Annotated in this window: 18 protein-coding genes; 13 read left to right on the forward strand and 5 right to left on the reverse strand. The window is 46.6% G+C overall.

The window, feature by feature from the left end; all coding sequences use genetic code 11:
• Nucleotides 1-575 precede the first annotated feature (575 nt).
• Both B5D48_RS07965 and B5D48_RS09370 read left to right on the forward strand, forming a co-directional pair.
• Nucleotides 576-1,040 (forward strand): hypothetical protein, encoded by a 465-nt coding sequence (locus B5D48_RS07965; RefSeq protein WP_143742789.1) that lies wholly within the window; start codon nt 576-578, stop codon nt 1,038-1,040.
• 248 nt (nt 1,041-1,288) lie between these two features.
• A complete protein-coding gene (locus B5D48_RS09370) occupies nt 1,289-1,459 on the forward strand; it encodes a T9SS type A sorting domain-containing protein (protein ID WP_023936127.1) in 171 nt (56 codons plus the stop codon).
• Here B5D48_RS09370 and B5D48_RS09065 read toward each other — a convergent pair.
• A complete protein-coding gene (locus tag B5D48_RS09065; RefSeq protein ID WP_159445549.1) occupies nt 1,411-1,890 on the reverse strand; it encodes a hypothetical protein in 480 nt (159 codons plus the stop codon). The two genes, B5D48_RS09370 and B5D48_RS09065, sit on opposite strands and share 49 nt — an antisense overlap.
• 8 nt (nt 1,891-1,898) lie before the next feature.
• On the opposite strand from B5D48_RS09065, the gene B5D48_RS07975 reads away from it, so the two are divergent.
• The 4 genes from B5D48_RS07975 to B5D48_RS07990 are packed head-to-tail and all read left to right on the forward strand — an operon-like array spanning nt 1,899 to nt 5,558.
• Nucleotides 1,899-2,243, forward strand: a complete 345-nt coding sequence (locus B5D48_RS07975) for a DUF3276 family protein (protein WP_023937295.1) — start codon at nt 1,899-1,901, stop codon at nt 2,241-2,243.
• The gene (mtaB, locus tag B5D48_RS07980; RefSeq protein ID WP_023937297.1) at nt 2,244-3,590 is read left to right on the forward strand and encodes a tRNA (N(6)-L-threonylcarbamoyladenosine(37)-C(2))-methylthiotransferase MtaB; all 1,347 of its coding nucleotides are present in this window, start codon (nt 2,244-2,246) and stop codon (nt 3,588-3,590) included.
• A complete protein-coding gene (locus tag B5D48_RS07985; RefSeq protein WP_023937298.1) occupies nt 3,590-4,513 on the forward strand; it encodes a lysophospholipid acyltransferase family protein in 924 nt (307 codons plus the stop codon). Before mtaB ends, B5D48_RS07985 begins: the two co-directional genes overlap by 1 nt.
• A gap of 10 nt (nt 4,514-4,523) precedes the next feature.
• The gene (locus tag B5D48_RS07990) at nt 4,524-5,558 is read left to right on the forward strand and encodes a glycosyltransferase family 2 protein (RefSeq protein WP_023937299.1); all 1,035 of its coding nucleotides are present in this window, start codon (nt 4,524-4,526) and stop codon (nt 5,556-5,558) included.
• Here the strand turns inward: B5D48_RS07990 and dprA are convergent.
• The 4 genes from dprA to B5D48_RS08010 form a co-directional block, all read right to left on the reverse strand.
• The gene (gene dprA, locus B5D48_RS07995; RefSeq protein ID WP_036888261.1) at nt 5,543-6,658 is read right to left on the reverse strand and encodes a DNA-processing protein DprA; all 1,116 of its coding nucleotides are present in this window, start codon (nt 6,656-6,658) and stop codon (nt 5,543-5,545) included. The genes B5D48_RS07990 and dprA overlap by 16 nt on opposite strands.
• Nucleotides 6,659-6,715: 57 nt before the next feature.
• Complete coding sequence (purL, locus tag B5D48_RS08000) at nt 6,716-10,417, reverse strand: phosphoribosylformylglycinamidine synthase (protein ID WP_023937301.1); 3,702 nt, start codon at nt 10,415-10,417, stop codon at nt 6,716-6,718.
• Nucleotides 10,418-10,696: 279 nt separating this feature from the next.
• Entirely contained in the window at nt 10,697-12,004 is a 1,308-nt protein-coding gene (locus B5D48_RS08005) for a glycosyltransferase (RefSeq protein ID WP_036888038.1), read from the reverse strand.
• Between the two features lie 140 nt (nt 12,005-12,144).
• Complete coding sequence (locus tag B5D48_RS08010) at nt 12,145-13,053, reverse strand: Ig-like domain-containing protein (RefSeq protein ID WP_023937303.1); 909 nt, start codon at nt 13,051-13,053, stop codon at nt 12,145-12,147.
• A gap of 946 nt (nt 13,054-13,999) precedes the next feature.
• On the opposite strand from B5D48_RS08010, the gene lon reads away from it, so the two are divergent.
• The 7 genes from lon to B5D48_RS08045 all read left to right on the forward strand — a co-directional run bounded on the left by lon (nt 14,000) and on the right by B5D48_RS08045 (nt 21,778).
• On the forward strand, nt 14,000-16,438 hold the full coding sequence (gene lon, locus B5D48_RS08015; protein ID WP_023937305.1) for an endopeptidase La: 2,439 nt from the start codon (nt 14,000-14,002) through the stop codon (nt 16,436-16,438).
• Nucleotides 16,439-16,475: 37 nt separating this feature from the next.
• A complete protein-coding gene (locus B5D48_RS08020; protein ID WP_023937306.1) occupies nt 16,476-17,015 on the forward strand; it encodes a DUF1599 domain-containing protein in 540 nt (179 codons plus the stop codon).
• Nucleotides 17,012-18,298, forward strand: a complete 1,287-nt coding sequence (locus B5D48_RS08025; RefSeq protein WP_023937307.1) for a BT_3928 family protein — start codon at nt 17,012-17,014, stop codon at nt 18,296-18,298. The genes B5D48_RS08020 and B5D48_RS08025 overlap by 4 nt, the downstream gene beginning before the upstream one ends.
• A gap of 56 nt (nt 18,299-18,354) precedes the next feature.
• Nucleotides 18,355-19,116, forward strand: a complete 762-nt coding sequence (tpiA, locus tag B5D48_RS08030) for a triose-phosphate isomerase (protein WP_023937309.1) — start codon at nt 18,355-18,357, stop codon at nt 19,114-19,116.
• A 37-nt stretch (nt 19,117-19,153) separates the two neighbouring features.
• On the forward strand, nt 19,154-19,684 hold the full coding sequence (locus B5D48_RS08035) for an SPOR domain-containing protein (protein WP_052115660.1): 531 nt from the start codon (nt 19,154-19,156) through the stop codon (nt 19,682-19,684).
• 170 nt (nt 19,685-19,854) lie between these two features.
• Nucleotides 19,855-20,433: a GTP cyclohydrolase I FolE gene (gene folE / locus B5D48_RS08040; protein WP_023939932.1), complete on the forward strand. Its 579-nt coding sequence runs from the start codon at nt 19,855-19,857 to the stop codon at nt 20,431-20,433.
• A 55-nt stretch (nt 20,434-20,488) separates the two neighbouring features.
• Complete coding sequence (locus tag B5D48_RS08045) at nt 20,489-21,778, forward strand: MFS transporter (protein ID WP_023937315.1); 1,290 nt, start codon at nt 20,489-20,491, stop codon at nt 21,776-21,778.
• Nucleotides 21,779-22,245: the final 467 nt, after the last annotated feature.

Below are 22,245 nucleotides of genomic sequence, written 5' to 3' on the forward strand. Positions count from 1 at the left end.
AAATACAAGTGAACAAAAAAACCTCTCAAAGGCTTTACAATGACCGCCTAAAAGGCCGATGAATAGAGCGTTCTGGAAAGGTCGGTTTTTTCTCCTCAGAGAAATTTTGCTAACACAGGAGAAAAAGTTTGCTCTCACAGGAGAGAATTTTTGCTCGCTCCATAGAGAACAAAAAAAACAAGAGAAAAACAGACTCAATAATACCCCAATTTCAAGAAAAAAATACCAGAAAAAGAAAATGAAATTATAATATTCTTAGGAAAATTATATAGATACAAAAGAGATGCAAGAAGGAATAATCAGGAATGTATTAGTAGAGCGTTTTCCTACCCTTGGCAGGGATAGTCTGTATCGAACCGTGCAAATATTGACAACAAATCAAAATCTGCGATAAAAAATAACTTTGTATGCAGGAGGGGTGTTCGTTTTCAAAAGACAAGAGAATAAAAGAGGAGAGTCCCTATAAATATGGAGAGGGAATAGAACAAGAGAGCGTCACAAACATACCCTACCCCCACAAAGTAAAAAGACTGAAAGGGCAAACAAAAGTCCAACGTATTAAAAAGCATTTGATTATGAGCAAGAAAGACTATTTACGTACACTATTTGCAATAGCAGTACTGCTATTGGAGGGGTACTTGCCAAATGTGTCTTATGCGCAGACACAAGAAACTCCTGTCATAACAATGACTACGAGCAGGAAGGCCGGAGAAAAAATCAGACTAGGAATCAGAAGTGAAGGGGAAATCCGCATTGAAAAGGTGGAAGAAGAGGCAGAAACGATGGGACAAAAAGAATACACCCTGACTCAAACAAGCGTTTCCATATATGGCGATATCAGAGAATTAGGCTGCAATTCCAATCAGTTGGCCTCTTTGGACGTAAGTAAGAATACGGGCCTAAGAAAACTGTCCTGCGTCGACAGCCAACCGACAGAATTGGATGTAAGCATGAATACAAAGCTCAAAGAGCTATGGTGCTTCTCTAACCAAATCAAAGGAGAAGCTATGACAAAGCTCATCGAAGGATTGACAAATTAGGATGGGAGAAGAAAGGGTCGGAGTATTGATAGTGATCAATAGTCGGGATACAGAGGAACAAAACATTTGCCTCGAGAGCGATGTGACTATAGCCAAGGAAAAGAACTGGATACGTCTATGACTTTAATGGAGATTCTAAAAACAAAAAAGAATACGAAGGAAGTACCAATGTAAAGCGCATCGCTAAAAAACAGTCGATAAACCTTTTTCCTAATCCGGCCCGAGAGTTCGTGTACATAGAAGGCTTGATGCCAGAAGAAGAAGAAGAAGAAGTGAGACTCTTTTCTTCGGACGGGGTACGGATCTGGTCCGCCAAAGCAAGTGAGACCGGACAGTTGAAACTCTCTCTCGAATCCCTTGCAGCAGGTACCTATATCATAAGGGCAGGCAAACGATCAGCTCGTCTCTTGGTCAAATAAGTCTCCAAGACATATTCTTTTGCCTCGGCATAAAAAGAGTAGCCGAGGTGACACAAATAAGCCCGAAAGCGTTTGGATGCGACTTTCGGGCCTATTTCGTTTCTCGACTTAGAGTCTATTGGGATTGTAACAGCGATCTCTTGCTCTTCTTCAAGAAATTTATAAACCCGTGCAACGGCCTCCATTTGCGTTGCATTCGCTGCCAAACAGAGTAGAAACAGTACCTTCGCAGAACGAGAGACCATTGCACAATACAGCTCTTGCTGCATTATTATAGACATCAGGGTTTGGTCGCGTGCCCAAAATGCGATCTCTACACCCTCATTCTCAATGTCTTGCGACTGCTGTTTTCTGCAAAGTCCGGCACAACAAGGTTGCCAAAACAGCCTTTGAAAAGCCCATACAAAGGTCTCAACGGGACTAAAAGCCATCCATAATTATGAAAAGCAATAACAGCCGCAGACATGAGCCTCTTTTCTCTCAAGTGATAAAGGCCGGACGACGACACTATTATTTCGATATCAAGCGAGACAGCAGGGGAACGGATTATCTCGTAATCAATGAAACCAAATCCTTGGACGAAAGCGAAGGTGGCGGATTTCAACGAAGTCGTGTATTTGTCTACAAAGAAGACCTGAAACGATTCTACCAAGCACTGGGAGAGGTTGTTGCCTACACCTGTCCGGAGATAGACAACTCGGGATCCATGGAGAAGGATACAGCCGAATCTTTTGACTTTTTCGCTAATCATGCGAAAGTGACTTTCGAAGAAGAAGATCTCTAAATGATCGATACTCACCAACACGAAGACCGTAAGGCAGCCTATTATACCTTGGGCTGCAAACTCAATTTTGCCGAAACTTCGACAATCGGGAAAGCTCTGCAAGAGCGAGGCATTCGCCGGGTACGCCGAGGAGAATTGGCCGATATATGTGTGGTAAACACTTGTTCGGTGACAGAGCTGGCGGATAAAAAATGCCGCTCTGCCATCAGGCGAATTCGCAAACAACACCCCGGAGCTCTACTCATTGTAACAGGCTGCTATGCCCAATTGAGTCCCGAAGAAGTGGCTGCCATAGAAGGTGTGGACTTGGTGTTGGGGGCGGAACAAAAGCTTGATCTGCTGAAATATCTGGACGAATGGGAAGCCGGGAATAAGCAGCAAATCATTACCTGCCGAGGAAGAGACATCAAAACATTTAGTCCCAGCTGCAGTAGTGATGATCGCACCAGACACTTTCTGAAGGTCCAAGATGGCTGCGACTACTACTGTACCTACTGCACCATACCGGCAGCTCGCGGTCCGAGCAGAAACGGCAGCATAGACCTGCTCACCGAGCAAGCCCGCCAAGTAGCTGCCGATGGAGGAAAAGAGATCGTACTCACAGGAGTCAATATCGGAGACTTTGGGCGAAGCACGGGAGAACGACTCCTCGATTTGCTGGACTCTTTGGATAAGGTAGACGGTATTGAGCGTTATCGTATCAGCTCAATTGAACCCAATCTTCTCTCCGATGAAATTATAGACTTTGTTGCCAGCTCAAAACGTTTCGCTCCTCATTTCCACATGCCGTTGCAATCGGGTAGCGACACTGTGCTTAAATTGATGCATCGACGCTATGACACACAACTCTTTGCCAACAGAGTGGCTCATATTAAAAGAGTAATGCCTCAAGCCTTTATCGGCATAGATGTGATTGTGGGCAGTCGTGGAGAAAAGCCAGAACTCTTCGATGAGACCTATCATTTTTTGGAATCTCTGCCTTTCTCTGCCCTACATGTATTCACCTACAGCGAACGCCCCGGCACGGTAGCCCTCAGGATACCCTATGTTGTAGATCCCAAAGAAAAACACAGACGATCAGAATTACTGCTCAACCTATCGGAAAGCAAACTCACAGCTTTCTCTCAGGCGAATATCGGACAAACTCATCGACTGCTATGGGAACAAGGAAAAGGCCAATGGATGGAAGGCTATACAGAGAATTATCTCCGCTGTGCCACAACTTACAGGGCTGGAGCAATCGGGCAAGTAGAAGACTTTTGTCCGATGTTTTATCATGAGCCGACAGGTCTGCTGACCGACAACAAGACCCTACCCTTTCTCGAACAAATAAGTAAACAGGAATAATGAGCATCGGATATTGGCTTGCCTATGCTCCGGCCAAACTATTAGGGTATCTCCCTTTGAGTGTTCTGCACCTCATAGCCGACGGCATTGCTAAAATAGGCTATCACCTGCTTCGCTACAGACGAAAAGTAGCGAGGGAAAACCTCTGCCAGGCCTTCCCGGAGAAGAGTGAAAAAGAAATCATAGCCTACGAAAAGCGATTTTACAGTCACTTTCTGCGCCAGCTATTCGAGAGCTTCAAGCTCCTGACCTTTAGCAAGGAAGAGGCTGCCCGGCATATCTCCTTCTCCGGAATAGACATTATCGATGAGCTGCGAGAAGAAGGATGCCCAGTGGTCTTTTTGATGATGGGCCACTATGGGAACTGGGAGTACTTCACAGCAGCACCGCTACACATCAAAAGTCTTGGTTATGATCTGCACCAAATATATCGGCCTCTGAAAAATAAGAGTATAGATCGCTTGATGAAAGTCATGCGGGAGCAATACGGAGCTTACAGCATTGCCAAAGAAGATGTCGGCAGGAGCGTCATCAGCCTAAAAAGAAATCCTCGGGAAGGACAAACAGCTCTCATTATTTTCATTGCCGATCAAACCCCATCGAAACGCAACATCCATTACTTCGCCTCTTTCCTCAATCGTCCATCAGCCTTTTTTACTGGAGCTGAACGACTGGCAGCCAAGCTCGATATACCTATTGTGTATATGGATGTTCGTTGCACCGGGAAGGGACATTACCACGGAGAGTTATCCATGCTCAGTCGGCATCCCGCAAAAGAACCGTTTGGACTTATCACCGAGCGATTTGCCGAAAAATTGGAGCAAACAATCAGACAGGATCCTCCATATTGGCTTTGGTCACACCGTCGCTGGAAACACAATATAGAGGACTACCCCAACATACCTCGCTCTGCTAAACTCTAATGTTACTGCCATGCCTTGTGCCGTAATTATCCTGAACTGGAATGGAGCCGAATTGCTCAAACGTTATCTGCCCCATCTCATCGCCCACAGCCCGACCTCCCTGGCCCGACTTATCGTTGCCGACAACGGATCGGAAGATAATAGCCTGGAAGTATTGCACAGAGACTTTCCCCAGATAGAGGTGCTGGAGCTACATCACAACTATGGCTTTGCCGAGGGGTACAACAGAGCTATTGAAGCTATCGAAGAACCTCTGATATGTCTGCTTAACAGTGATGTACGAGTAGCCCCTCACTGGCTTGAGACCCCTCTCAAAGTTTTGGAAAAAGACCCCTCCGTGGCAGCTTTGCAACCCAAGATACGAGCAGAAAGGCAACCCGAACAGTTTGAATATGCAGGAGCAGCCGGAGGATATATAGACCGGCTGGGCTACCCTTTCTGCAGAGGACGTATCTTCGATACTGTGGAAGAAGATCATGGACAATACGACAACCCTATACAGCCCGTTTTGTGGGCTTCGGGAGCTTGTCTCTTTGTACGGCGGTCTGTATATCTGGAAGTGGGAGGCTTAGATCACCGTTTTTTTGCCCATCAGGAAGAAATAGATCTCTGTTGGCGAATGGCTGCACGAGGGCACCGTATCGTAGCAGTAAGCGGATCTGAAGTTTACCACTATGGTGGGGCTAGTCTGAATATGGGACATCCCAAGAAGACTTACCTAAATTTCCGAAACAACATGCTGATGCTCTATAAAAATATGCCCGACAAGCAGTATCGATCGGTGGTATTCCTACGACGGCTGCTTGACCTTCTTTCGGCAATACAGCAGTTGTTTAGTGGCCGGTGGCAACATACAAGAGCCATTCTCAGGGCCATGCGAGACTTTGCCCGAATGCGAGAAGAATTCTCTATTGACAGAAAAATAAATCTTGAAAAAACCGTTCGAGAGAATCCCGAAGGCATACGGCCATACGCAATCGTATGGCAATACTTTGTGAAAAGAAGGCACACTTACGATGCGATAGAAAATCAACGCAGATCGTAGATGCCACCGGGAAGGCTATTTACGTAGCCTTCAAATTCCAGTTCAAACAGCGTATTGAGCAACTGCGCTGCCGATAAATTTAGGATGGCTCCGAGTTGATCGATATGCATTGGTCCCTTCCTCAGGAGACAGTCTACAATCTTAGCCCCATCGGGATTTGTAGGCAGATCTCGAAAAATTTCTTCTTCCTCTCCGGATTTACCGCCTTCTCCCCAATTGAGATAGTCCAATATATCTTCTGCTCCATTGACACAAGTAGCCTCAGAAGAGGCAATGAGTTTATTGCAGCCGGCCGATTGGCGATCAGAGATACGGCCAGGTATAGCCAAGGTCTCTCTGTCATATTCATTGGCAAGCCGAGCTGTAATCAATGATCCTCCCTTTGATGAGCTTTCTATAACCAAGGTAGCATGGCTCAGACCGGCAATGATGCGATTGCGCGCAACGAAATTGTATCTATCCGGATTTGTTCCACAAGGATACTCGGTAAGCAGGCCACCCTGCCCGACTATTTGGGCAGCAATCCTACGATGCACGTGCGGATAAATACGATCCAGGCCATGAGCCAAAACCGCAATGGTATCCAGTCCGGCAGAGAGTGCACAGCTATGTGCCTCTACATCTACACCATAGGCCAAACCACTGACTATCACCAAATCGGGCAATGCTTTGGCCAAATCCTGAATAATGCGATGACAGCAATCTCTCCCATAGGCCGTAACACTACGTGTGCCAACCACAGACAAGATATGAGAGCGTTGCATCAAATCGGCTTTCCCTTTGTAGTAGAGAAGAGAGGGAGCGTCTGCACATTGCCCGAGCAAGGCAGGATAGCGAGGGTCATCCACATAATAGGTGTCTATACAGTGTTCTCTCACCCATGTGGCTATCCCTTGTGCTTGTGTTATCAGCTCAGGAGCATAAAAAGCATTAAGCAATTTGTCCGAAATACCCTCGACATTCCGAGCCAAGACTGACCTGTCTGCAAAAATAGCTTCAGCCGAACCCATTAGAGCCAGAAGCTTACGTGCAATCACTGGACCTACACCATGAGTACAAGTGAGGGCGATTCGACAGGTCAGTTCATCAAAAAGGGGCATAGCAAAAAAGGTCGGCACGAACATAAATGCCCGTACCGACCTTGATCTATAGTTCTTTTAATGTTGATAATCTTTGATCCATTGGTATGCCGCACGGAAGGCGATCATCCAAGGAGTTATTTCGTGTTCCAACAACTCTTTGTGTGGATAATAACCACATTGCCAAGGCATAATAGCACGTTCCAAGTGCGGCATCATAGCCAGATGTCGTCCATCCGGGCTGTAAAGGGCAGCTATGGCATGGGGAGAACCATTAGGATTGCCCGGATAGGCCTCGTAGGCATAGCGAGCAGCCACCCGATAGTGATCTTCAGAATATGGAAGAGCAAAGCGACCTTCTCCGTGCGCACACCAAATACCCAGCTTGGTACCAGATAGTGCTGAGAACATCACACTACTGTTCTTCGGTATACTTACACTCACAAAGCTACTCTCAAACTTTTTCGATTCATTGAGCAGCATCTTATGGCTCTCCTCGTGTTCGGGATAGAGCAATCCCAACTCTGCCATCAACTGGCAACCGTTGCATATACCCAAGCTGAGCGTGTCGGGACGTGCATAGAAAGCATCAATAGCAGCTTTGGCTCGTTCATTGAAGAGAATCCCCCCGGCCCATCCTTTAGCCGAACCCAAGACGTCACTATTGGAAAAGCCTCCACAAAAGACAAGCATCCGAACATCTTCCAATGTTTCGCGTCCGGAAGTCAAGTCTGTCAAATGTACATCCTTGACATCGAATCCTGCCAAATAAAGAGAATAAGCCATCTCTCGCTCTCCATTGGTACCCTTGTCACGAACAATGGCTGCTGTGATACCGGAACGTTCTTTACGATCTGGATTCAGACCAAGATCTTTGAGCTTACCTGAGAAGCCTTTGGGGAATTGATAGCCCACCGGCTGCATCTTATAGTTCTCGAAGCGATGTCCGGCATGGGTATTGCCGCTCTGGAAACAATCCATCAGATATGAAGTTTCATACCATACATCACGCTTATGATCTATACCGAAGAGGTATTGCTCTCCATCTTTTTGTATACTGATCGTTCGCTCACTCTGCAGCTTGGCTATGCGCGCAAAGCCTATACCGGCCTCACGCAATATCTGTTCGGCCCTCTTAGGTTCAGAGATTTGCAGCACGACACCAGGATTCTCGGCAAAAAGGATCTTAACCAAGTCGGACTCAGCTATACTATCCAAATTCACTTCCAAGCCTCCATTGGTATTGGCAAAACACATCTCCAACAAGGTGGTAATAAGCCCTCCGGCAGATATATCGTGACCAGCCAATACCAAGTCCATGGCAATCAGCTCTTGTACGCACTCAAAAGCAGTAGCGAAATACTCTGTATTCTCTACCATGGGCACATCGTTGCCCACTCTCCCCTGACTTTGGGCAAAAGCCGAACCTCCCAAGGAGAGAGCAGTAAAACTAAAATCAACATAGTAGAGGGCTGAACCTGCAGCTGACACCAGCACGGGAGAAACGATCTTACGTACATCGCTAACCTCTCCGGTAGCACTGATAATCACCGTACCGGGACTCACTACTTTCTTGCCAGAAGGATAATTCTGTGTCATGGAAAGCGAATCCTTACCCGTGGGGATATTGATTCCCAAAGCAGAGGCAAACTCACTGGCAGCCTGCACAGCTTCGTAAAGACGGGCATCCTCACCTTCGTTGCGACAAGGCCACATCCAATTGGCAGAAAGGGATACTGCCTCCAATCCTCCCTTGAGCGGAGCAAATACGATATTGGTGAGAGCTTCGGCTATAGACAAAACCGAGCCGGCTGCAGCATTGGCCAAGGCTGCCTGCGGGGCATGGCCGATAGCAGTGGCCATCCCACTGTGAAATCTATAATCCAACGCCATTGCTCCCAAGTCACTCAAAGGTAACTGCAACTCTCCCTGACATTGCTGACGAGCAACCTTGCCAGATACAGAGCGGTCTACCTTGTTAGTGAGCCAGTCCTTGCAAGCCACAGCTTCGAGGCGCAAGACTTGCTCTATATATTCATCCAAGTGCTTCTGCTTGTAGTGAACAGGAGCATAGTCGTGGCGCACGGTCTTATCCTCCATCAACGTACGAGGTGGCTTGCCAAACATCTGACTAAGGGCCAAATCAATGGGTCGCTCGCCATTGCTCCGTTCAAAAACAAAGCGCATATCATTGGTTGTCTTACCCACAGTGTAGAAAGGAGCGCGTTCTCGCTCAGCAATACGAGCGACTTGCTCTACATCTTTCTCTTCCATAAGCAATCCCATTCGTTCTTGACTCTCATTGCCTACTATTTCCTTGGCAGAAAGAGTGGAATCTCCCACCGGCAAACGATCCAGATCAATGTGACCTCCGGTAGTCTCCACCAATTCGGAGAAACAGTTGAGATGGCCACCGGCTCCATGATCATGAATAGACACAATCGGGTTGTTATCACTTTCGGCTAAAGCTCGGATCACATTCTGCACACGCTTCTGCATCTCCGGATTGGCACGTTGGACAGCATTCAACTCTATGGCTCCTGCATAGCGACCTGTATTCACAGAACTCACAGCACCACCACCCATACCGATGCGATAGTTATCTCCTCCCATCAGTACGACTGTTTCTCCCGGCTTAGGCTCTCCCTTAAGAGCATCAGACTTCTTGGCATAGCCAATCCCTCCTGCCAACATGATCACCTTGTCGTAGCCATAGGCCACATCTTCGGGACTTTCTTGATGCTCAAAAGTGAGCACCGAACCAGCAATAAGAGGTTGTCCAAACTTATTGCCAAAATCACTGGCCCCATTGGAGGCCTTCGTAAGTATTTCTCGTGGACTCTGGTAGAGCCACTGACGCTCCGAAAGCGGATGACCAGTAGGGATCATTCTCTCCAAACGAGGATAGGAGGTCATATAAACAGCTGTCCCGGCCAAAGGCAAAGAGGCTCGACCTCCGGCCATGCGGTCTCGGATCTCTCCTCCGGTTCCGGTAGCCGCTCCATTGAAAGGCTCGACTGTAGTGGGGAAGTTATGTGTCTCAGCCTTTAGACTAAGCACCGTCTCAACATCTCTCGTCCGAAAGAAGTCCGGTTTATCGGCAGAAGCCGGAGCAAACATCTCCACTTCCGGCCCTTCGACAAATGCGACATTATCTTTGTAGCTGGAGACTAATCTATTGGGATTGAGACGAGACGTTCGCTTGATCAGTTCAAAAAGAGAGCTTTCTTTCTCTTCCCCGTCAATAACAAAAGTTCCGCCGAAGATTTTATGCCGGCAGTGTTCCGAATTGACCTGAGAAAAACCAAACACTTCACTATCGGTCAATTTTCGGCCAATCTCCGTACTCACTCCCTCAAGGTAAGCTACCTCTTCCTCACTCAAGGCCAATCCTTCTTGTTCATTGTAAGCTCTTATGTCTTCTACATATAAAATAGGTTCGGCTTTGCGATCCACATTGAAAGCATCTTGCCCAAGCCCTTTGTAGAGCTCCTGCAACATAGGATCAATATCTGCCTGTGGCCCATCTACACTATGAAACTCCTCAATACGCACGATGCTGGGGATATTCATATTCTGACATATCTCCACAGCATTGGTACTCCACGGGCTAACCATCTCTCTGCGTGGTCCAGCGTAGTATCCGGGTAATTCCTGCCGGTCGCTTAGTCGAGCAGGGGAGAATAGCCAATGCAAACGTTCGATGTGTTCGGAGGAAAAAGGTTCGCCATGCGCTACGGCATAGGCCAGACCATCCGGGCGAGTGAAAAAGGTGATCATTGTGGAATGTGAGTTATGCTAATTATCATTTGTTCTCTGGGAAGAAACCACCGGAATTGCCGACAGTAACTCAAGTGAAGGCTCGACATGCGAATCTTGAAAACACACCTTGCATATTAACTTAGGATGCCAAGGTACTTCCGCAAGACTCCCACTCATTTGCCTCCAAGGCCGTCTTGCGAAACAAAGATACACATATACGGCAGAACCATCATTACAAAAAAGAGCCTCTTTTGCAGATTTTGATAAAGAAATAAATCAGGATTCGGAACAGACAAATTATTCCAGAAGAGAATCGTAGAGCCCCTTATACAGATCGGCTACCACAGAACTATCGTATCGGTCCTTGGCCGACTGCCTGCAAGCCCGTCTCTGCTGGAGGGCAAAAGCTGTCGGTTGTCCATCCGGAGTTCGGCAGAGTCGCCAATGGTTATAGATATATTCGGCCATATCTTCGGATGAGCGGTAGGGGGAGACATGCCCTAAGTTATCATCATTTATCATCTCCGGAATACCTCCGGTAGCAAAGCCTAATGACGGGGTACCACAAGCCATGGCCTCCATAATCGTGTTGGGCAAATTTTCCTCCAGAGAGGGAGTCACAAAAAGATCTGCTGCATTATAAACTCTGAGCATACGATCAGCTGAGAGATAACCCAAGACAAAGGTCTGGAAAGGAGGTAGCAAAGCTGCAGCTTCTTCTGTAAACTGCCCAAAAACAAGAAGTTTTAGATGATCTCTGATCTCAGGCTTTGTCTTGTAAAGGATATGTAATGTACGAGACAATTCGCCTATCCCCTTGCGATAGTCATGAGCTCTCACAGCTCCAAAAAGCAAAAAATAGGATGCTGGACTTGTTACTTCCAAAGCCAACTCTGCCCGAGCCTTTTCCCTTGGAATAGGATGAAAAAAGCCCGTATCAATCGGATTGGGGATTGAATAAAAATTGGAGGTAGATAAAAGAGACGAAGTAGCTGCCCGCTCCTTTATCCAATGGCTGCAACCAACGATTATCGGTTGAAGAGAAACAAACACTCGCTTCTTTTGCTGTGCGATTTGTCGTGACAGGTCATTCTCTCTGTGGCTATTGATTTGCGGACAGTAGCCACAAGCCGGCTCTTGAGCAAAACGATTACAGTCTCTCGGATGATGGCAGATTGCCGTAGCTGGCCAAAGATCATGCAAAGTCCAGACAACAGGCTTGCCTTTTCGAGACAAACCGGCCAGACCTTTTAAAGACAAAAAGCCCTGATTGATCCAATGAAGATGTATGATGTCAGCCCATTCTACCAAAGGGTGACTATTCAAATCAAATCCCCAACGAGCTGTAGAAACATGAAACAGTTTGCCACGATCTCTCCCATTGCGTAAATATATTTCCGCACGCTCCAGATAGAACACTATCCGTTGCTCCCACTTCTTGAGGGGAGTGTCACAAATCTCACCCAATAACCCATCGGGAGTTTCAGCGTGCATAACCAACATTCGTACATCTACACCAGAGGAATAAAGGGCAGAAGTCAATCGTGCTGCGGCGATGGCAGCTCCACCCTCCTTATCCGAAGTAGAAATGATCAGGATTTTCATTGCCTCAAGTCTTTTGCCAAGTCTCGACAAAAGTAAGTTTCGAAAGAAGCTTAGCAAAATAAAAAGGAAAGCCACCCTTAGTGACAAGGACGGCTTCCCCGAGAAATTACAGTCTTAAAGATGTTTCCTCTCAAAAGAGATCACATACGATTCCACTTGTTGAGCGAAAGAGGCAATACCTTTGCTGCTTTAGTTTTTGCATTAGGATCATACTGTTCATAGCGGAATTCCACATAGATGTAATCAAAATTCTCGATACCTGGGTTATTTGGATCCTTTTCCATGGGTTCGACTGTCATGAGGAGACTCATATCCAACTGAGGGTTATTTGCGATAAGACCCGGAACTTTCTTCCCCCCTTGGTCTACAGATACTTCCACGGGCTTTGCGTCCTTGTTAAACCCAAAAGCAGCAGCAAAGCCAGCCTTTACTTGATCAGGATCAAAAGACCCCTTGTCAACGAAGGTTTCACCGACAAAGAAAGGCTTCTCAACCTTAGGGTGACTGTGTACATAAGTCAAAAGCAAAAAAGCCTCTGGTCTGACTCCCTCTTTTATCTGGAAAGGCCACACATACTTTCCATCGTCCTTCCCAGGTTTATATTCAAATTTGAGATCCCCCATTGCAGCAAAGATTTCATCTTTTTGATCTACCATACTGCCATGTTTGGGGAAATAGGCTCCTCTTATAACGCGATCCTTGTCATAATTAACAGTAGAAGATTCGGTCACAATCACCTTGCAGGACGCATCCTTCTTCCCTGCTTTCACCTTAATGGTTACCTCACCTTTGGCTACACCCGTCACAATTCCCTTGTCATTCACAGTGGCAATCTTGGAATCAGAGCTATTGAAAGCTAACTTGGCACCAGCAGGATCCACAGTCACCTTCAGGGTCACTTGTTCACCGATCTTCACTGTAGCATCGTCCACACTAAGGCTCTTAACCTTGTCATCTTCTTTACCCTTGTCATCCTTCTTACAAGAAGTTGCAAAACCTGCCAATAGCACTACTGAGAGCATTGACAATACAACGAAAACTTTCTTCATTCTACTCGTTCTTTTTTAAGATTGAAACTTAAACTGATTTAATTACCGATTCATCACGTAATATCTTCGTCAAAAACGAAAGCTTTTCCTCAGCCAGAGAACCATAAGGGAGAAGAAAACCCCTCATACGAAGAGCAGAGATCCCAGAACAAGGCTACGCTTCGCCATCTATCTCGGAGGATCTCTCGGCAAATTTATAATAAAATATTATACCCACACATAATGGCATAGAAACTATCCTTTTGCTGTGTATATGTCAATATTGAGTACATATCGCATATCTAAATGCGGTAGACGGGGATGATTTCTTTTCTAAAAGCGAAGGGAATTATCTGGGATGTAAATTCATTCCTCTTTCGGGGCCTCTATCATTGATTGGATAGATCAAGAATCGATATGTACTACCTCTTTTGGGTAATTCTTTTGTTTTTGAAAAAACTCAAAGCATCTACATCTGCCTTACTCTTCTCGAAGAAGAATACCACTGACTACAATAGCATCAATATGCAATAGTCTCTATCTATCGGCATTCTGAGGCCTTGTCTCAAAACCTCTCCGAAGACAAATATCCGATTCTATTCTTCTGACATCCAACACAGACTTCAGCCCATAAACCGAAACAGAGAAACGATATGCTTACCACATCGGAAGGTATAGGAGCGTGCACCTCTTAAGTGCCAATAAGTTAGCTCACTGGAAAATTGTACTTTTGCCAGAACATTGCCTTATTGTGCCCCGCGGTGTTACCCTCAGCAGTCGGGTCTACTCAACTGAATTGAGTATGTTCGCTCCGACCCTTGGGCTCTCCTCGCATGGTCTCAGTAGGTCAATGTTATGTTCCGAGATATTCGCCATCGAGCGGTTTTATGGAAAATCTCACAACTGAAGGTTACCACAAATCGTATGGTATCGAGGAAGAGACAGTTTATATAGACAGGAAGAAAAAATGTCAGACAATTATACCAACGTTTTCAACGACGACGAAGAGGACAGCTACCCGGTGTTTTTCCCCGTGCTTTCCATGTGTGAAGCGGATGAGGCTTTCGAGATAGATCCGGCCGAAATCCCCGATGAGATTCCCATTTTAGCCATGCGGAACATGACTCTCTTCCCTGGTGTAGCAGTACCCATACTTGTCGGGAGAGAGAAGTCCATGCGCCTCGTCCGTCACATAGAGAGACATGGCGGATTTTTCGGCTCCATTGCACAGAAAAATGCGGAAGTAGAAGATCCTTCAGAAAGCGACTTATACTCCGTGGGAGTGATCTCCCAGCTGGTGAAACTCATCGAAATGCCGGATGGCAACACAACAGGCATTATACAGGGACACCAACGCTTCCGACTCAAAAAGCTGACACATCAATCGCCTTTCCTCAAAGGACAGGTAGAGCTCCTTGAGGAACAACTGCCTCCTGTAGGGAAGAACGGAGACAAAGAGTTTGAAGCTCTGGTCTCCACGATACAGGATATGACACTAAAGATGCTCTCATTATCCAATATGGATGTACCGAGAGAAATCATATCAGCTCTCAAAAGGAATAGAAACCCCCTCTACCGCATCAACTTTGCCTCAGCCGGCATATCTGTTTCTACTGCTACTAAACAAGGGTTGCTGGAGATAGATAGTCTTAAAGATCGCGGTTACAGACTTCTTTATTTGCTGCACAAAGAGATAGAAATGCTGGAGCTGAAAGCCTCCATCCAGATGAAAACACGGGAGGAGATGGACAAGCAGCAGAAAGAATACTTCCTACAGCAACAAATCAAAACCATACAAGAAGAGCTGGGTGGTAACATCAACGATTTGGATGTAGCCGAACTTCGAAACAAAGCCCAGACAACAGAATGGCCCTCTGAGGTGGCTGAGACTTTTGAGCGTGAGCTACGCAAGCTGGAGCGCATCGCACCGCAAAGCCCAGACTACTCCATACAGCTGCAATACCTGCAGACTCTGATCGGAATGCCTTGGGGCAAATCCAGCAAAGACAACTTCGACCTCAAACGTGCTGAGCGAGTCCTTGACAGAGACCATTTCGGTCTGGAGAAAGTCAAGGAACGCATCATTGAGCACTTGGCAGTACTCAAACTCAAAAAAGACATGAAGTCTCCTATCATCTGCCTCTATGGTCCTCCTGGAGTAGGGAAAACTTCTTTGGGAAAAAGCATAGCAGAGAGCCTAAACAGAAAATATGTTCGAATCTCTCTTGGAGGAGTGCATGATGAGGCCGAAATACGAGGACATAGACGCACCTATATAGGAGCAATGCCCGGCCGGATCATCAAAAATATGCAGAAAGCAGGCTCCATGAATCCTGTCTTTATACTGGACGAAATAGATAAACTCAGTGGAGACTTCAAAGGAGATCCGGCTGCAGCCTTGCTGGAGGTACTCGATCCAGAGCAAAATACCGCCTTCCATGACAACTATCTCGATGTTGACTTCGACCTCTCTCAGGTGCTCTTTATAGCTACAGCCAACAACTTGGGCAACATCTCTCAACCATTGCTCGACAGAATGGAGCTAATAGAGGTAAACGGCTATATCCCAGAAGAAAAGATAGAAATCGGGATGAGGCATTTAGTACCCAAACAATTGCTCAATCACGGGTTTGAAAAGAAGCAAATACGATTATCAAAAAAAACAATAGAGCAGATCATTGAAGACTATACTAGGGAATCCGGAGTGAGAGGCTTGGACAAGCAGCTTGCCACGCTTTTCCGAAAGATTGCCAAACAAGTAGCCACAAATGAATTCTACCCCCTTCGGATAGAACCAAATAGACTCTCCGACTACCTCGGTGCGCCCAAATATAGCCGAGACAAGTATCAGGGCAATGAATTACCTGGGGTAGTGACCGGCTTAGCATGGACTCAAGTAGGAGGAGAAATTCTATTTATAGAAGCCAGTTTGCACAAGGGCAAAGAACCCAAACTAACCCTCACGGGCAATCTGGGCGATGTGATGAAAGAATCTGCGATTCTGGCTTTGGACTACATTCGGGCACATGCCTTGGAAATAGGGATAGAAGAAACTCTCTTCGACCAATATCAACTACACATACATGTGCCGGAAGGAGCTGTACCAAAAGACGGGCCTTCGGCCGGAATCACAATGGTAACAGCCATTGTGTCGGCTATCACCAAGCGTCGTGTACGCTCTCATCTGGCCATGACAGGGGAGATTACCCTCCGTGGGAAAGTATTGCCCGTGGGTGGTATACGAGAAAAGATGCTCGCAGCCAAAAGAAGTGGGATCACCAATGTCGTACTCTGTACTGAAAACAAGAAAGACATCGATGAGATCAATCCCAAGTATCTCGATGGTCTGACTTTCCACTTCGTAGACCGAATAGACGAAGTATTGGATTTCGCCTTGCTGGATTAGTAAGCGATATAGCCACAAACAAAACTAGCGATAAGTCATGCCTAATACAGAAACTCAATTTACTCAGGTCTTAGCCTCCTGCCGACAGCTTTTCGAGAAAAAGCTGCACGACTACGGAGCTGCTTGGCGTATCATGCGTCCTGAAAGCCTCACAGACCAGATTTACATCAAAGCTAACCGCATACGCAGCATACAGCTGCAAGGCAAAAGCAAAATCAACGAGGGGATAGAGTCTGAATTTGTCGGTATAGTCAATTATGGTCTGATCGCCCTCATTCAACTAGAATTGGGCATAGAAGAAGGTCCTATAACAACGACTAATGAGCAAGCTCTGAAGTACTATGACCTCAAAGGGAAAGCCGTATTGGATTTGATGCTGGCCAAAAATCATGACTATGGAGAAGCATGGAGACAAATGCGTGTATCCTCTTTTGTAGATCTCATCCTCTCTAAGGTACTACGGACAAAGCAAATCGAAGATCTCGGCGGTGAGACCTTAGTAAGCGAAGGCGTAGAAGCCAATTATATGGATATGGTAAACTATGCGATCTTCGCCCTCATTGACCTGACACTATGAACAAACTACGTACCACAATAGCCGAAATATCTCGCCTGCTACTGGCCCTCACATTCCTGTTCTCCGGTTTTGTAAAAGCAGTAGATCCCATGGGAGGAGCCATCAAGATAGGCGAATACTTCGGCATATTCGGGCTATCGGTTTCCTTCCCTCTTACAGTAGCAGCGGCCATGGCTCTCGCTTCGTTTGAATTTTTCCTTGGAGCTATAGCCCTGATGGGGGTATATAAGAAGTGCTCTTCCCGGCTGTTTTTGATCGTGATGGTTTTCATGACGAGCATCACTCTCTTTTTGGCAATTTCCAATCCCGTAAAAGACTGTGGCTGCTTTGGAGATGCCCTCAAGCTGACCAATTGGCAGACATTTGGGAAGAATATCATTCTGCTACTATTCTCTCTCTCTCTCTTTTTCGACTATCATCGAGTAAGGAGCCTTTTCTCTGTATCCAGAGCCTGGTTCCCGACCGCTCTTTCTGTGGTGGGAATACTCCTCTTCTCGATAGTCAATTATCGCTATCTACCAATGATCGACTTTCGTCCATTCAAAGTAGGATCCCGATTAGATGCCATTGTGAGTATTCCTCCGGGAGAAAAAGCGGACGAATACGAGTTTGTATTCGTATATGAGCAGAAGGGAGAACGCCGAGAATTTACTCTCGATGCCCTACCCGACTCTACTTGGACATTCGTAGAGCGTCACGAACGCTTGGTGAGCAAAGGTTACCAACCTCCGGTACCAGACTTCTCGGTCTTTGATCCGCACGGAGATGATATTACGGAACAGATACTGCATATGGGCGGTGCCTCGGCCGACTCTTCCGACAAAGGACTGATACTCTTAATTTCCCCCAATCTCTCGCAAATCTCCGAAACGACTTTCGATCTTCTGAACCGGCTGTATACCACCGCCCAATCACTTGGTGCTAATTTTTGTCTGCTTTCCGGATCAGATACGGAGGTCATTGACTCATGGCGCAACAAAGCCTCTGCACGCTATCCGATCTATATCGCTGATGCCACGATACTCAAAACAATGGCCAGGGACAACCCTTCCATCCTGTTTGTGAGTCAAGGGATAATCACAGGGAAATATGCCTACAGATCTCTGCCCGAAGCAAATGGATTATCTGCATTTGTGGAGAATCATCTTCAAGCTGATATAGAGTCCATAGACCTCCCCAAACCTTGGGGTCGGCTGTCTGTACTCTCGGCTTGGGTTGCTCTGCTTATCTTTGCTTCAGTGGGACGTCTTTTTCGAAGGAAGCCCAGCAAAACAGAGCACTGAAACTACAAGTTTGTGATCTAAACAGAAACTGAAAGACAATACAAAAACAGCAAGATATGAAAACACGCAATGTAGTAGCTGCAAACTGGAAAATGAATAAGACCCTATCCGAAGGGTTGTCTCTGATCAAGGACATCCAGGCTCAGCTGGAAAACTATCAACCCAACTGCAAGGTAATCCTCTGCCCTCCTTCTTTCTTTCTGGGAGCAATAGATTCGGCCAACTTACCTGAAAAACTAAGTTTTGGAGCCCAAGACTGTTCTCAACACACCAAGGGGGCCTACACCGGTGAGATATCTGCAAATCAAATTGCCAGCACTGTGGCAGACTATGTCATTATTGGACACTCCGAGCGCAGAGCTTATCATCAAGAAAATGCTATCTCGCTGGCAGAGAAAGTGGATCGAGCTCTTGCAGCAGGTTTACGACCGATTTTCTGCATAGGGGAGTCTCTCCAGCAAAGAGAAGATGGCAGCTACCTTGATGTAGTTGCAGACCAAATTACCTCCTCTCTCTTTCATCTGGAATCATCGGCCTTTGCTCATCTGATTTTGGCTTATGAACCAGTTTGGGCTATCGGGACGGGGAAAACCGCTTCTGCAGATCAAGCACAAGAGATGCATGCACACATCCGTAAGCACATCGCATTGAAATACGGAGAAGAGTTAGCCTCCTCGACTTCCATTCTCTATGGAGGTAGCTGCAACGGAGACAATGCGAAAGAATTATTTGCCAAACCGGATGTAGATGGAGGGCTCATCGGAGGAGCTTCGTTGGAGGCTGCCAAATTCATGCCTATCATCAAAGCTTTCGATTAAGGCTACAAAAACTCGATATTTCCCCATCCTTCTCGTCATGAAGTCCCTTTCGAAAAGCACTTTCCCCATACCGGCGATCATCTTGACAGCTCTTTTGCTATGGATCCCGAAGACTACATACGCACAAAATGTAGTAACCAACGACCAAAGCACAGCTCCTGCTTCTATTTTTGAAGCCTTGGAGTCTTCCAAGCCGGGCGAGGGGCGAGTAATAGTCTTTGTCCCGAGTGAAGTTCGCAAGAGAGTAGGTACAGTCGGTCCACAAGGAGGGCAGATCCTACATGGCGAGACAAACATTTCGCTACGTGGAGGCTTTCGTATTCAGGTCTATGTAGGTAATCTAAAGACATCCAAACAGGAGGCTTATTCGAGGGCAAGTCGAGTAAACCGGCTCTTCCCCGGAGAGGTTTGCTATGTGACATACAAAGCCCCCTTCTGGAAACTTCTGGTAGGAGACTTTATCTCCCACGAAGAAGCACACAAAGTAGCCAAAGAACTAAAGCAAAGTATGCCTGATTTAGCTCAGGAAATATACGTAGTAAGAAACCGCATAAGATATCACAACTAATCGCATTGGAGAACGAGGGGAGGGATACTCACTCTCCCCTCGGTCGGCTCTCTCATCCCTTTTCCATAAAAGACTTCTGCTTTTTCTTTTCGCAATTGTTCTCAGAGTATATTGTGGGGAGGGTGTGCCGGACTCCTTTTGCTCATTGTAACCGATACACTCAAATTTATATGCAAAACGAACAAGACCTCTCTATTCAAGAGGCACTACAACGTCATTACGAAGAAGTACTGACCCTTCTGGGCGAAGACCGTAGCAGAGAAGGGCTCATCAAAACCCCCGAACGAGTGGCAAAGGCCATGCAATTCCTCACCAGCGGATATCAAGAGTCTCCTGAGGATATTCTGCTTAGTGCCAAGTTTAAGGAAGATTATCGCCAAATGGTGATTGTCAAGGATATAGATTTCTTCTCTCTCTGCGAACATCACATGCTTCCTTTCTTCGGGAAAGCACATGTGGGCTACATTCCCAACAAATACATCACCGGCCTGTCCAAAATACCCCGTGTCGTGAATGTATTCAGCCGTCGTCTGCAGGTACAAGAAAGACTTACGACACAAATCAAAGAATGTATTCAGAATACACTCAACCCAATGGGAGTCATCGTTGTGATCGAGGCGCAGCATATGTGTATGCAGATGCGAGGGGTAGAAAAACAAAATGCTCTGACCACGACCAGCGACTTCACCGGAGCCTTCCAAGAAGCCAAAACACGGGAAGAGTTCCTCAATCTCATCAAACAGAAATAAGAACCTCTGGGAGCCAACGAACAGCAGGCTCCACCAATCATCATAACGCAACATCATGGATACCGGTACAAACAGTCGCACTTCCTATCTGGGGCCTTTCATCACCATGGTCGTGTTGATGGCTCTGATCGGATTTATCACCAGCATCAACCAACAGTTCCAAGTCCCTATACAGTCCGCCTACCTGCAGTCAGCAGGCTCTTACGAAAATACATTCTCTACCCTTCTGGTATTTGCCTTTTTCCTGGCCTATTTGTTGATAGGCCCCTTGGCAGCTCGTTATCTGGAGCGTAATGGCTACAAAAAGACCTTACTCATGGGCGTAGGAATCTTAGGGCTGGCTTTCTGCATATTCCTCGGCTCTGCCATGCAGTACAGATACAGCTTCTCCCGACCAATCGAGTTTACACTGTGGGATGCTCGCATACCGCTCAGCTACTTCATTTTTGTCTTGGGGAGTTTCATTAGTGGCACTGGGCTAACTTTCTTGCAGGCTTCGGTCAATCCGTATCTGATCGCCTGTGATGTCAAAGGGACATCCCCCGTGCAAAGACAAAACATAGGAGGCACAGGCAATAGCATCATGACCACTATCGGGCCTCTCTTTGTAGCTTATGCCATATTCCGTGGGCAGGCCGGCACCGATGTAGACATACAGTCTATATTTCTACCAATGGGGGTGCTCATCCTGGCTATGCTGCTACTATATGCCATTATCCGTCGATTGGAGCTCCCGAATCTGGCCAACACGACTGCAGCATCGGGAGAAGAGCTACCACACTCAGCTTGGCGATTTAGTCACCTCTCTCTGGGTGTTTTGGCCCTCTTCTGCTATGTCGGTGTAGAAGTTTGTATTGGCAGCAACTTCAATCTCTACGCCAAATCCGACTTGGGGATGACCGGCCCAGAAGCCGCACAGATGATTACGGTTTATTGGCTTTGCCTGCTCATCGGACGTTTCTTGAGTAGCTTCCTAAGCAAGGTTTCTGCCAAAGTGCTCCTTAGCATCTCATCCCTCTCGGCAATGATTTTGCTCGGGCTGGCTATGCTCATACAACAGCCATGGCTATTGATCGCAATCGGATTCTTCCACTCTGTGATGTGGGGAGCTATCTTCAGTCTGGCTCTGGAAGGTCTTGGTAAATACACAGCTAAGGGTACGGGGCTCTTGATGATGGGAGTCGTAGGAGGAGCAGTCCTGCCTTTCGCTCAAGGAATTTGGGCAGACAAACTCGGCTCATGGGATCTCACTTGGCTTCTGGTATTGGCCGGTGAGGCCTATATGCTCTTCTATGCTCTCATAGGCTCTCGGCCTCGCCTACGAGCAGATCGTATTGAGAGATAATTATTCTTTGCCGGACTTTGCAGAATGCAGTAATCACGAAAGCATTAGGGCTCAAAGGAGAAGGGAGCAGATTTAGACAAATAGCCAACCAACCCCGAGCGTCAGGAATAGTGTAGCGAATGCTGTATTCGTGCGACAGTCTCACAGGAGGAGAGGTATTCTTTCGGAGAGTACCTCTCTTTCTTTATTTTTGGTGTTTAGATTGCCAGTCCAAAGAGAACTACAGCACGGAGCTCACATCCCCCTCGAAAGGCTGTGCCCTCATTCAATAGTGCCGATATGATCCTACAAGAAGCCGGTTAAATAGTGTGTCTTTTTATTGCTTTCAGTTGCTTACGAGCAATGTTTTTATGCTCAGATTGGAGCTTTTTGACCTTGGATTTTCTACTCTTTTTTGATCCCTGCAGGAGGTGTTTTTGAATGACACGGGAGAGAGCAAAAATTCTCTCCTGAGAAAAAAAATGCTC

The organism is Porphyromonas crevioricanis, assembly GCF_900167225.1.
GTDB lineage: Bacteria > Bacteroidota > Bacteroidia > Bacteroidales > Porphyromonadaceae > Porphyromonas > Porphyromonas crevioricanis.

Coding starts and splice junctions, on each gene's coding strand:
- B5D48_RS07965 (WP_143742789.1), top strand. CDS start 576: ATGAGCAAGAAAGACTATTTACGTACACTATTTGCAATAGCAGTACTG.
- B5D48_RS09370 (WP_023936127.1), top strand. CDS start 1,289: ATGCCAGAAGAAGAAGAAGAAGAAGTGAGACTCTTTTCTTCGGACGGG.
- B5D48_RS09065 (WP_159445549.1), bottom strand. CDS start 1,890: ATGGCTTTTAGTCCCGTTGAGACCTTTGTATGGGCTTTTCAAAGGCTG.
- B5D48_RS07975 (WP_023937295.1), top strand. CDS start 1,899: ATGAAAAGCAATAACAGCCGCAGACATGAGCCTCTTTTCTCTCAAGTG.
- mtaB (WP_023937297.1), top strand. CDS start 2,244: ATGATCGATACTCACCAACACGAAGACCGTAAGGCAGCCTATTATACC.
- B5D48_RS07985 (WP_023937298.1), top strand. CDS start 3,590: ATGAGCATCGGATATTGGCTTGCCTATGCTCCGGCCAAACTATTAGGG.
- B5D48_RS07990 (WP_023937299.1), top strand. CDS start 4,524: ATGCCTTGTGCCGTAATTATCCTGAACTGGAATGGAGCCGAATTGCTC.
- dprA (WP_036888261.1), bottom strand. CDS start 6,658: ATGCCCCTTTTTGATGAACTGACCTGTCGAATCGCCCTCACTTGTACT.
- purL (WP_023937301.1), bottom strand. CDS start 10,417: ATGATCACCTTTTTCACTCGCCCGGATGGTCTGGCCTATGCCGTAGCG.
- B5D48_RS08005 (WP_036888038.1), bottom strand. CDS start 12,004: ATGAAAATCCTGATCATTTCTACTTCGGATAAGGAGGGTGGAGCTGCC.
- B5D48_RS08010 (WP_023937303.1), bottom strand. CDS start 13,053: ATGAAGAAAGTTTTCGTTGTATTGTCAATGCTCTCAGTAGTGCTATTG.
- lon (WP_023937305.1), top strand. CDS start 14,000: ATGTCAGACAATTATACCAACGTTTTCAACGACGACGAAGAGGACAGC.
- B5D48_RS08020 (WP_023937306.1), top strand. CDS start 16,476: ATGCCTAATACAGAAACTCAATTTACTCAGGTCTTAGCCTCCTGCCGA.
- B5D48_RS08025 (WP_023937307.1), top strand. CDS start 17,012: ATGAACAAACTACGTACCACAATAGCCGAAATATCTCGCCTGCTACTG.
- tpiA (WP_023937309.1), top strand. CDS start 18,355: ATGAAAACACGCAATGTAGTAGCTGCAAACTGGAAAATGAATAAGACC.
- B5D48_RS08035 (WP_052115660.1), top strand. CDS start 19,154: ATGAAGTCCCTTTCGAAAAGCACTTTCCCCATACCGGCGATCATCTTG.
- folE (WP_023939932.1), top strand. CDS start 19,855: ATGCAAAACGAACAAGACCTCTCTATTCAAGAGGCACTACAACGTCAT.
- B5D48_RS08045 (WP_023937315.1), top strand. CDS start 20,489: ATGGATACCGGTACAAACAGTCGCACTTCCTATCTGGGGCCTTTCATC.